This is a genomic window from Bradyrhizobium sp. 137 (assembly GCF_023074095.1).
GTDB lineage: Bacteria > Pseudomonadota > Alphaproteobacteria > Rhizobiales > Xanthobacteraceae > Bradyrhizobium.
In genome coordinates, this window is record NZ_JADPKU010000018.1 from 66,734 (window position 1) to 77,834 (window position 11,101).

Genomic DNA, 11,101 nt, shown 5'->3' on the forward strand with positions numbered 1-11,101 from the left:
TGATCCGGTTGCACTGGAACGGCGGCCGGACCCGACTGCGTCGGGACCTTCTCCATTTCGGCGGCAAGTAAGGGGCCGACAGCGCAGGACAGCAGAACTGCCGTTATCATCGCAAGAACGCGCATGGTTTCCTCCTCTGTTCGATGAACGGTAACAACCGGTCCGCACATGAGTTCAGAAAGGATCGCAGCGCTTGGCGCTGCACGGCGGGGCAAGGCACGACAAGTGCCTTGCTCCACGCCCATGCATTGGACCAGCGCTTCGGATGACTTGGACTCGGTCAAGCACGCGACTGGCCCGACGAACATCATCGTGCGCAGCTCCCTCCCGGGCGTCAGCTCTTCGTGCTGGCCGTCTTGTCGAGCGCCGCCCGCAAGCCCTCTGCAAGTTTGACGGCATCGTCGTTGGCCCAGAAATGCATGAAGAAGAGCCGCGGCTGCTCGTCCAGCATGTGGCTGTGCAGCGCCGTCACCTCGATGCCATGCGTCCGCAGCGCCGCGAGGACCGGGTTCACCTCGTCGCCGGTCAGGACGAAATCGCCTGTGATGGCCGCCTTGCCGCCGCCGGTCGGCTGAAAGTTGATGGCGATCGCAACGCCCATAGCGCCGACCGGAGTCAGCGGCATGCCGTCCTCCGTGATCGGGTCGCGCCGCTTCACGTTGAACTGATAGACGCCGCCATTGCCCTGCCCCTTGACGCCGATGATCTGGTCGAGCTTGGCCGTGTCGAGCTCGATGGCAGGCGGCGCGTTCCCTGGCGCCGCGGCCGTCAGCGGCGTCTTGCTTTCGGCAAGCCCATCATGGATGGCCGAGGCCAGTTTGACTGGATCTCCGTGTCCGGCGATGTGCATGTAGAATGTGGCCGGGCTCGCGCGAAGCAGATGATTGTGTACGGCGGTGATCTCGAGACCGCTCGCGATCATCTTCGCCATGACGGGATTGACCTCGGTCTCGAGCAGCACGAGGTCGCCCATGACCATGGCGCCGCCATGCGCCGGCTTGAACGCGACCCAACCGCCAAGCGCCAGCGCCGGCTTGATGGTCACGCCGTCGAGCGTCACCGTGAGATCGGTGCGAGGAAAGCCGTAGCGATGGACATCGTCCGTAACAGTGGGCTTGCGGCCCAGCGTCTCATCAACCTTCTGCCAGTCGACATTCTGGGCGTGAGCCGCCACCATGAAGCAGGTGCCGATGAGCATCAGAACCGGGATTGTCTTTCTCATTGAACTGCTCCCTCAATCTGGATTTCGTCCGCCAGTGCCTCACTTCTGCTCCTTGATCTGGCCGCCACTGTCGACGACGAGCCGCACTTGCTTGCCGTTCTTGACGGCCTTTGCGGTCGTGCCCTCGGCGGTCGACTTGACGTCGCTGACCTGCGAATAGCCGGCAGCCTGGATTTTGGCGATGAATTCCTCCTGTGTCAGAGCGTGTGCGCTCGACAGCCCTGACGCGAACGCGAGAAACAGGGCGGCATGAAGGATGCGTGTACACATGGTCTTTCTCTCCAGGTGAAATCCCTGCCCCAGGTTAGATCGGCTTGCGACGTGGCGCCCGGATGAACCCGGGAGACGCAACACGATGCGGCCATCGATGCGCTTCGGCGTGCGCACGATGAACCAAGAATTGTTCGGATGAGATCGGGTAATCATGACATGCGGCGCCCTTGGTGATCAGGACGCGATGCTTGGGCATGTCGCCTCACGGGGAGATCGCATGTCCCCGTTGCAGCGAGTAAAAGCCTCGACGGACGAGCTGTCAACGCGCGCATGCCCGCGACCGGTCAAGAAATGTTCAACGTTCCGACGGAACCGGCCGAACCTGGGTCTTGAAACATGCGAACCATCTCACGTAGATTGCCCGCGTGGGGATGAAGCAGACTCCCCGTGAGACTCCGGTCCAAGCTCTGCGCAGCACGCAATTCGTGGAGCTTGCGCATGGACACCGAGGAACACCCCACTTCCCGCAACACCGTAGCCATTCTCTCGCGCGGCGATGCTGCCGCGCGCCGGGAGGCGACGGCGCAAAACAGCCGCTTCGTTCGCGTCTTCGAAGCACTCGCCGCTATCGGCATCGAAGCCCAACCGGTGATCTACGACGAAAGCTTCGCCGATGCGGTGCGCGACCAGTTGCTCGCCGCCGACGGCGTGCTCGTCTGGATCGATCCGATCCATCAAGGCAAAACCCGCGCCGAGCTCGACGACCTGCTGCGCGACGTTGCAGCGCAAGGTACATGGGTGAGCGCACATCCCGACGTGATCCTGAAGATGGGCGTCAAAGAGGTGCTCTACCGGACGCGTCACCTGGGCTGGGGCACCGACACGCACCGCTATGATACCGTGGCGGCCTTTCGCGCCGAATTTCCATCGCGCCTGCGGGCAAGCGGCCCGCGCGTGCTGAAGCAAAATCGCGGCAATGGTGGCCAGGGCGTTTGGAAGGTCGAAGCACTTCCGAACACGGACGCCATGGTCCGGGTGCTCCATGCCCAACGTGGCAGCCTGCCTGAGGACACCCAGCTCGATGCCCTCATCGCGCGCTGCGAGCAATATTTCGGCTGGGGTGGCTGCATCATCGACCAGGCATTCCAACCTCGTCTGCCCGAGGGGATGATCCGCTGCTACATGAGCGGCGCCAGGGTCGCAGGCTTTGGGCATCAATTGATCAAGGGCTTGATCCCGCCGCCGCAGGGAGGCCCGGATGCTGCTGAGGCGCAACCGGGACCGCGAATCATGCACGGGCCTGATGCGCCGCCGTTCCAGTCGTTGCGAAGGGCCATGGAGCACGAATGGACCCCGCAGATGATGGAGACGCTCGGCATCGATGAATCTTCGCTGCCGGTGATCTGGGATGCGGACTTCCTGTACGGGCCACGCGATGCGTCAGGGGCCGACACATACGTTCTGTGCGAGATCAACGCGAGTTCCTGCTTTGCCATCCCCGAGGAGGCGCCGGCAGCGATCGCGCGAACAGTCAGGCACCGCTTGCTGCGCGCTCAGGAGGTGCGCTGCGGCTGACAGAAACTGTCGGGACCAATAAGCGTGCGCCGACCTCGTCCGCCATCCGGCCGTGGCGGTCGCGCGACCCTGGCAAACACCTTTGCGGCCTTTCGCCCCGCTGACCCGCCCCGCTTCATCCTTGCGGAGCCTTGTGGCGCGTTTGCAGATATGCTGCTGATGAATTGGCTGCTCGGACACTCGCACGGCCAGCCCAATCCCTGCTGCGGAGGCAACCCGATGACCGTCACGATCTATCATAACCCGGCTTGCGGCACCTCGCGCAACACGCTTGCGATGATCCGGCAGAGCGGCGTCGAACCTGTCGTCATCGAATATCTGAAGACGCCGCCATCCCGCGAAACGCTGGTCGAGCTCATCAAAGGCTTGGGGATCTCCGCTCGCGCGCTGCTGCGGGAGAAAGGCACGCCCTTTCACGACCTCGGCCTCGATGACCCAAAATGGTCCGATGACGAGCTGATCGACCAGATGCTCGCGCATCCCATCCTGATCAACCGTCCGATCGTGGTGACCCCAAAAGGCACACGACTGTGCCGTCCCTCGGAAGCCGTCATCGATCTCCTGGAGAATCCCGTTGGCCGGTTCGTGAAGGAGGACGGCGAGGTGGTGGAATCGCGATAGGCAGGTGCTGCTCTCGCCGGCCGCCCCGCACCGTTCGCAACGCTATCCAAGCAGCCCCTTCAAGCCGGCGTAGATCGAGCCGACCGCGGTTGCGGCGACACCGGCCAGCGGCCCGGCTGTCTGCATGAGGTCCTGGATCAAGCGGGCACGGCGGCGCAGTTGTTCCTCGCCGACATGTTGTCCCAGCAGGCGCGCCACGCGGAAGGCGAACGCGTTCGGTTTGCCCCCGTGCGACAGCACACGCGGCAAGACCTGGAAGATCACGACGCTCAAGATATTGCCGGAGACGAAGGCCAGCAGGATGCTCGCGCCATATTCGAACACTTCCCGCCACTCGATCCAGATCGTCGGCAGGATCGGGACGTGATCGTGGATCCCGGTCACCGTCAGCATCGCGAAGATGCTGACGCAAGCCGCCAGGAACCCCAGCACAAATGCCGTCAGGGCGAAGACCCGATGCAGTGGATAGGCCACGAAACCGAACAGCAGCGGTATGGCGATCGATGCGATCCGAAGCGGGATCGGGGACACGTTGAAGGTGATGGTCACGAGCACATGCGCGATCACCAGCAGCAGGGACGGAATGGCAATATAGAGCACCGCATGCGTTCCGTAATAGCGCAGCGGATTGTTGTAGCGCTCGAGGCGGACATTGACACGATCGAGATCGCGCCTGATCTTGTCCAGATCGGCAACGATCTCGTCAATCTCGACAAGCGTCGGCCGCACGACGCGCAAGTCCCGCGAGCAATGCTTGCACGCGATGGCTTCGTCCTTGATCGTCTCGGCGCAAAACGGACATTCCATCGCTAGCGCGACTTCCTTCGCCTCATAATGGCCTCGACCTCGTCTCTGGCCTTCCGCAGTTCATCACGCAGCTCCTCGCGCTTGCGCAGGAGATCGTCACGCTCGGCGATCAGCGTGGCGGGAACGGCGATGTCGCGCCCGCAGGACGCACAAACCAGCGCACCCTCTGCAGTTCCGGACTGGCAGTAGGGGCACGTCACTTGGGTGCGACCTTCAGCGTAAAGATGGTCGTGCCGGGCCGACCATCACTGTCCTTGATATCGACGCGCACCGTGTATTCGCCCGGCGGCAGTTCCGCATCCTGCATGTTGATGCCGTCGGGCTGGACGAAGGGCTTGACCCGCGGAGTCAAGTCGACATTCGGCGTCCGGAGGAAGATCACCCTGACCGAGTCCGGATCAATCTTTGCGCCGCCATAAGACTGAAACTTCAATACCAGTCGCAGAGGTGAACTCGCCGAGTCGCCCGGCGAGACGAACTCGACTTTGGGGCCGCGCATGATGCCGCGCTGATCGACGGCAACCGCGCCCTTCGGCGGCGGCAGCTTCGCTTCCTCTTCCGTAATCAATGGCGTGGCGCGCGTTGGTCCGGAGAACAGCAAACCTGCGGCCATGAGGCCCAGCAAGACATTCCGCTTCATTGTCCGTGCACCCCTTCCCCGGTTGGTCAACGCAAGCCGCCATCGCCGATGATGGTGTACGGCGCCCAGAACAGCGGATGCGCATAGGCGAACTCGGTCTTGCCCTCGCTGTTGAGATAGCCGGGACCATCGATGAGAGCCATCGTCGCCTGGCGCAGCGCCTCGCTGCGCGACAGCTTGGGATCTTCGGCCTGCCGCTTGAACAAGTCTGTCACCAGTTGCCGTGCCGACTGCGAATGCACCGACCAGTTCGTCACCAGCAGCGCCCGCGTTCCGGCATAGAAGAACGCGCGCCCGAGCCCGGATGCCGCCTCGGCCCCTGCGCCAGCGCCGGCGCCGGTGTTACAGGCTGACAGGACGACCCAGTCCGCGTCCAGCTTGAGACCGAGGATCTCCTCCATGGTCAAGAGCCCGTCGCCGCCCTCGCCCGTCACCGCCGGTGACGACAACGCGAGCGCCGGTTGCGTCAATCCGTTCAGCTCGCCCGGGACCAGACCATGGGTGGCAAAGGCCAGGATTCTGAAGCCGGACAGATTCATCGTCTTCACGGCGCTCTCGGTCGCGCTCTTGCCAAGGAACAGCACCTTCGAGGGGTCCGCCTGCAGCGCCAGCGCGATCGATTTGAGCTCGTCCGCGGTATCGGGCAGACGAGGCAACAGACCGAGCTCGGCGCTGTCGACGCCCTCGAGCTTGGGACTGTTGCGTCGCTTCAGCGGCCCGCCGCGCGTGACGTTGCCGCTGGCGTCGGCGACCTGAATCTTCTGCCCGCCTTCCGCCTCGGCCTGCTGATCGCTGTTGAAATAGGGATCCCCGAAGGCCACGAGGTCGCCGCGGCCGGGCTTGCCCGGCGGCAGCTGCCGCAATGTGCGCAACGCCGCCGCCGACGGCACCGTCGATACGGCATGGGTTCGCGCCAGCCACGGCACGTTGCGATAACCGATGAAGAGCGGGTCCTCATCCGCAGCCACCTCTGCCGGTGCCGTCGGCAACAACGCCAGCGGCAACAGTCCCAGCGCGCCATTGGTCACGACGATCAGGTTCCTGGCCGGCTTCCAGCCGCTCTCGACCGGCTTGAGCAGCAGCTCGTAAAGTTCATGGCCGAGCTTGAGATCGAAGGGCGGAATGTCCGAGATCATCGCGGCCTGCGGCTCGAGCGCTTCGCGCAGCTTGCGGATCTTCGTTTCGATGTCGCCGATCCTGGCCTGGACGGCCGCGAACGCCACCGGCCCCGACTTCGGCACGGCCCAGACGAAGCTGCCGTTCTGGCCGAAATAGAACGACAGCATGGCCTCGCTGTCGGCCAGCGTCGCACGAATCTCGGCAACGCTCGGCGGCTTGGGCGAGACGAGATCGGCGTAAGTCGGGAACTTCTGCTTGATCTCCTGGCGTGCCTTGTCGCGCTGGCCGCGCAAGGCGGCGATCGAGGCCTGGATTTGCGCAACGCCCTTCTCGTCGCGCTCCGCCGAGGGAAGCGCGAGCACGTTGTTGAGCGTGCCGAGCTGGGCATTGACCTGCTTGGTCAGGTCCTGCTCCTTGCGCACGAGCTCGGCGAGGGCGGGATCCTTTGCCGCCGCACGCGCGCTCGACGCCGCCAGCGCCTGCTGCACCGAGCGACCACGGACGGCGTCAGCGAGGCTGAACGTCTCTTCGCCGACCTCCTTGCCGGCTCCTTCCGCCCTGCCGAGCAGCAGCAGATAGCTCTCGACGATGGTCTGCAGCCGCTGACTCCGCGCAGCCACCACGGTCGTGTTCTCGTCATCGGCATTTTCGTTGGCGCTCGCCATCATGACCGGAATGGCGGCCTTGAACTCCCTGATGGCATCGGCATCGCGCCGAGCGCGCATCAATCCGACCGCCAGCGTGCCACGCGCCGAAGCCGCGTCGAAATGATTTTCGCCGACCCGGGCGATCTGCTTCTTCACGAGCTGCTCGGCGGCGGCAATGCCTGCGTCGAGCTGCCCGGAACCATAGAGCGACAGGATCCGGGCCGGATTGAGCTCGAACACCTGGCGGCGCTGCGGCTCCCAGCCGGCCACAGCCTTGTCGATCCGAGCAAACATCGCGCTTGCTTCGGCGTTGTTGCGCCGAAGCGTCAAGATGCCGGCAAGCTGCGACAGCAGCTGCACCGTCGCGTGCGAATCCTCCGGCACACCCACGGTCTTGTTGATGTCGAGGGCAACACGGCCGAGCTTCTCCGCCTCCTCGTAACGGCCCTGATCGACCAGAATGCCCGCCAGCGCCATCACGAAACGCGGCGTCACGGGATTGTACTTGCCGGTATCCTTCAGGCGCGAGAGCAGCGCGCGGCGCGCGTCCACCTCGGCCTCGGCGAGCCTGCCCTGCTTCGCCTTCATGCGCGCCTGGTTCAACACGGTCCCGTCGATCGCCTGCAGCAGAAGGGTCTCGGCCGGTGGATTGTCCGATTCCATGACGGCCTTCGTGCTTGCGCGCTTGCGAAGCTCTGCCGTGCGATAGGCAGCCTCGGCTTCGGCAAACTGTCCGCGTGCCTCGAAGATCAAGGCGCGAGCGATCTCCAGCTCGCCCTCCCAGCTCTGGCCAAATCGAGCATAGGCGGATCGCCAATTGGGATGACCGCTGGTGCGGGCCTCCTGTATCGCGGTCTGGGTGCGGCGAAGATAGGCCTCCGCCTGCGCGACGTCTCCCATCTGAATGAGGACGGATGCGATCGCGCGGTTCGTATTGAACTGCATTCCCCTGGCGCCCGGCATGCTGGCCGATTCGCGCAGGAGCCTTTGCATGATCTCAAGCGAGCGTTTCGGATCGCCTGCAAGAGCGTGCTGCAGGGACTGGAGCTGCAACATCCGCCCCAGCAAATGAGGACTGACGGCGCCGCGCCCAACCTCCACGGCCTTGTCGGCGTCGGCGATGGCTTCGCCGAGCCGGCCGAGCTGCGCGCGCGCGTTGGCGCGATCGAAATAGAACTGCGCCAGATCCTGACGGGATTCCTTCCCGCTCGGTGCGGCATCGGCATCCGACTTCAATTCGGCGATCATCTTCTCGTCGGGCTTGTCGCCGTCGAGGATCGCCGTGATGTCGGCGATGCTGCGCGGCGGCGCAACGAAGTCCTTCGGAAGCGCAGCGCCTTGCTCGAGCTTGGGCGCCGCTTCCTTCGGAAGCTCGACTGCGACATTGGCGCGGCCATTGGCGGCATTCAGCGCCGCTTGCACGCAGGCCCGGACCTGAGGCGTGGCCTTGGCGCGACAAGCTTCCAGATTGGCGCCCCCGGCGGGGCCTCCGCCTGCACGCATGCACCCCTGCACGATCGGTCTGCCGACAGTCATCCGGCAATTCTCGATCGCCGCCTCCTTGGTCAGCGCGGCTGCGGAGCCTGTCGATCCAAGCAGAATGGCAAGTGCCAGCAGGTGGTGTGGTGAAACGTCCAGACGGCTCTTGAACGGACGCGTGGCGTCTAAGCTCATCTTGAAGGACCTTTGGGTAAAATGACTTGAAGAAACGAGATAATCCTATCCAGACGGCCCGGAAGGACAAGCACAATCAATGCGGTTCCCGATGCCACAAGAGCGTTAGCGGGCTACCGCCGGCATAAGGTGCCTAGGATCGCGCACGACAGGCGGCTCAACCTCGTCGCGCCGATTGGCCGCGAGGTAAGATGGCCGCGCTCGACAGGCAGCGAGTTTATGCGGCGAGCTTGTACGTCAGCCCTTCGAGACGAGCGCGCGGCCGTAGGGCGGCTGCGCTGCGACCGGCGGGTTGGCGGTCTGGGCGGCGAGCTCGCCGATCAGGCGGTCGGCGTCGGCGGCCATGCCGTCGGGGGCCTGGATCACCAGCCGCTCCAGCGCCCAGCGGTAGGATGAAACCCGCTGCTCGAGGCATTGCTGCACCCACTGCACGATCAGCGAGTTCTCCTGCATGCGCGCGACCGCGTCGTCCTTCTCCCTCGGCGAGAGCGCGGAGACGCGCGCCATGCTGGCATCGCGCTTCCTGTCGAGATCGATGACGCGGATGGCGCTGGCGAAGAACGGCTCGAAGCGTGTGATGTCGTTGCGCACGTCCTCGATCAGCTGCGCATAGCGCGAGGAATGCGAGCGGTGCGGCTCGTCGATCAGCGTGCGCCCGTACATGGTGCGGTCGAACACGATCTTCTGCCGCCAGGGCGATGGCAGCGGCTTGTAGTCGCCGAACACGGTCTTCCAGGCGGGGCGCGATAACGGCGGCTCGATCATGGGATAGGCGAGGTCGCGAAGCTGGCGTTCTTCGTCGGTGAGCTGGAATTGCGAGGGCTTCAGGCCGACGCTGGAGGTGACCTCCGCACCCAGCCAGCGATGCATGTCGTCGCTGCGCATGTCGGCGCGGGTGCGGCCGAAATCGCCGCCGCTACAGGCGCCGAGCGTCGCGCCGAGCAGCGCGAGCAGGACGGCCGATACGAAAGGCCGGATCTGGCGAATGGTGTCCGGCATTGCAAAGCCGGACGTCAGCGGCGGCGACGACGGCGCCCCGGCGCTGTGCCCTGCTCTGGCCCGCGATCGCCGCTGGTTTCGTCCGCCACGCGCTCGATACGGATCACCGGGAGGATCAGAACCATTCCCGTTTCCGTGCGCGGTGTGGCATCCCCCGACGAGCCTGCCCGGCGACCGGCCGGAAATTCGATGATCGTCCCCATATCCAGCTCTCTATCAATTGCCGCGCGACCAAACCGCTCATGCAACATGCATTCATTAAGATCAGTTCATGGTTAACGGGATGTAAACGCGCTTTCCGGACCGTAACCGCACGGGCCGTGCCGCGCCGTCCCGTTGCGGCACGACAATGCCATAAATTGCCGAGCCGGCTTCACGCCTCGTTTTCCTTAACGAGACTTTAAAAGAACCTGCGATAGGCTCGTGACAAGTGTCTCTCCCGAGTTGCGTACGCCTCAATGACCAAGTCGCTGTTTCCCGGATTCGACGGGCTGATGACCCTCTCCCGTCGCGAAGGCGTCGACATCCGTCCGACGCTGCTGCGCGTGCTGACCGACCTCTATGTCCAGACGCGCGTCCACAGCGATGACGAACAGCGGCAATTCGTCGAGCTCGCCACACGTTTGATCGACCAGGTCGACGACGCGACGCGCGCCGCCGTCAAGGCGCGGCTCGCGGTCTATCCATCGACGCCGGTCCCGATCCTCCAGAAGCTCGGACTGGTCGCCGCCCAGGAAGGCCGCAGGGTTCCGCTGGCGCGAGAGATTCCGCAGCCGCCGGCACCCGCCCCGGTCCGCACGCCCACCGAGGCCGAGCAGCGCTTGGCCTCGAACATGGCGATGCAGCCGAAGGACGCCGCCGAGATCCACGACATGTTCTTCCGCGCCGGCGCCTCCGAGCGCGCGCTGATCCTGCACAATCTGGCGCAGACCCCGCTCAAAGCGGCGCCGCGGATTCCGGCCGTGCGCGCCAAGCGCGCGATCCAGATCCTGGAGATGGCGGCGATCGCGGGTGACATCGAGAACTTCACCCTCGAGCTCGGCGACAGCCTGATCCTGCCCTCGCGCGTCGCGGCCCAGATCGTCGACGATGCCGGCGGCGAAGCGCTCGCGGTCGCCGCGCGCGCACTCGACATGCCGAGCCCGGTCTTCCAGCGCATCCTCTTGTTCTTCAAGCCGGAGATCGGGACCTCTGTGAACGACGTGTACCGGCTGTCGCGGCTCTATGACCGGCTCGGCGAGCGCTCGGCGCTGGTGATGCTGGCGGCCTGGCGCGGCTCGACGCTCGCCGTCACCCGCGCAAAGTACCAGTCTTCGCTGCATGACGGCGAGCGCCAGCGCGCGCGTACAGGCGCAAGCCAGACGCGGCCGGGCGTGCAGCCGGGCACGAGCCCGACGGTGCGCACCCGCACCGGCGGATCGGATCGGTAAGGCTTGCCTTCACAGCCAACGGCATTGGATATCGCGCGCGCGACGCCCCCAAGCTCGTCATTGCTGTGCATGTTCACTAATTCGCTGATTGGATCGCTCCAGCGGAGGACGATCCGATGCGCGACAACAGCTATGACCGGACGATTGAGCGCAA

General features: G+C 64.7%; 11 protein-coding genes. 3 read left to right on the top strand and 8 right to left on the bottom strand.

What is annotated here, in order from left to right; genetic code table 11:
* Positions 1 to 334: 334 nt before the first annotated feature.
* Both IVA78_RS03515 and IVA78_RS03520 read right to left on the bottom strand, forming a co-directional pair.
* Positions 335 to 1,222 (bottom strand): DUF1259 domain-containing protein, encoded by an 888-nt coding sequence (locus IVA78_RS03515; RefSeq protein ID WP_247275877.1) that lies wholly within the window; start codon positions 1,220 to 1,222, stop codon positions 335 to 337.
* A 39-nt stretch (positions 1,223 to 1,261) separates the two neighbouring features.
* Entirely contained in the window at positions 1,262 to 1,492 is a 231-nt protein-coding gene (locus tag IVA78_RS03520) for a hypothetical protein (RefSeq protein WP_247275878.1), read from the bottom strand.
* Between the two features lie 441 nt (positions 1,493 to 1,933).
* Between IVA78_RS03520 and IVA78_RS03525 the strand changes: the two genes are divergently transcribed.
* Positions 1,934 to 3,010, top strand: a complete 1,077-nt coding sequence (locus IVA78_RS03525; protein ID WP_247275879.1) for a Cj0069 family protein — start codon at positions 1,934 to 1,936, stop codon at positions 3,008 to 3,010.
* A gap of 219 nt (positions 3,011 to 3,229) precedes the next feature.
* On the top strand, positions 3,230 to 3,631 hold the full coding sequence (gene arsC / locus IVA78_RS03530) for an arsenate reductase (glutaredoxin) (RefSeq protein WP_247275880.1): 402 nt from the start codon (positions 3,230 to 3,232) through the stop codon (positions 3,629 to 3,631).
* Positions 3,632 to 3,673: 42 nt separating this feature from the next.
* Here arsC and IVA78_RS03535 read toward each other — a convergent pair whose 3' ends face one another.
* From IVA78_RS03535 to IVA78_RS03560, 6 genes are all read right to left on the bottom strand, one after another.
* On the bottom strand, positions 3,674 to 4,438 hold the full coding sequence (locus tag IVA78_RS03535) for a hypothetical protein (protein WP_247275881.1): 765 nt from the start codon (positions 4,436 to 4,438) through the stop codon (positions 3,674 to 3,676).
* 2 nt (positions 4,439 to 4,440) lie between these two features.
* Positions 4,441 to 4,638, bottom strand: coding sequence for a hypothetical protein (locus IVA78_RS03540; protein WP_247275882.1), 198 nt, complete (start codon positions 4,636 to 4,638; stop codon positions 4,441 to 4,443).
* Positions 4,635 to 5,063, bottom strand: coding sequence for a hypothetical protein (locus IVA78_RS03545; protein WP_247275883.1), 429 nt, complete (start codon positions 5,061 to 5,063; stop codon positions 4,635 to 4,637). The genes IVA78_RS03540 and IVA78_RS03545 overlap by 4 nt, the downstream gene beginning before the upstream one ends.
* Before the next feature lie 41 nt (positions 5,064 to 5,104).
* Positions 5,105 to 8,518, bottom strand: a complete 3,414-nt coding sequence (locus IVA78_RS03550; RefSeq protein WP_247275884.1) for a CHAT domain-containing protein — start codon at positions 8,516 to 8,518, stop codon at positions 5,105 to 5,107.
* 237 nt (positions 8,519 to 8,755) lie between these two features.
* A complete protein-coding gene (locus IVA78_RS03555; RefSeq protein WP_247275885.1) occupies positions 8,756 to 9,517 on the bottom strand; it encodes a hypothetical protein in 762 nt (253 codons plus the stop codon).
* A 14-nt stretch (positions 9,518 to 9,531) separates the two neighbouring features.
* Positions 9,532 to 9,720, bottom strand: coding sequence for a hypothetical protein (locus IVA78_RS03560; protein WP_247275886.1), 189 nt, complete (start codon positions 9,718 to 9,720; stop codon positions 9,532 to 9,534).
* 255 nt (positions 9,721 to 9,975) lie between these two features.
* Here IVA78_RS03560 and IVA78_RS03565 point away from each other — a divergent pair, with 255 nt between their 5' ends.
* Positions 9,976 to 10,947, top strand: coding sequence for a DUF2336 domain-containing protein (locus IVA78_RS03565; RefSeq protein ID WP_247275887.1), 972 nt, complete (start codon positions 9,976 to 9,978; stop codon positions 10,945 to 10,947).
* The last annotated feature ends 154 nt before the right edge of the window (positions 10,948 to 11,101 follow it).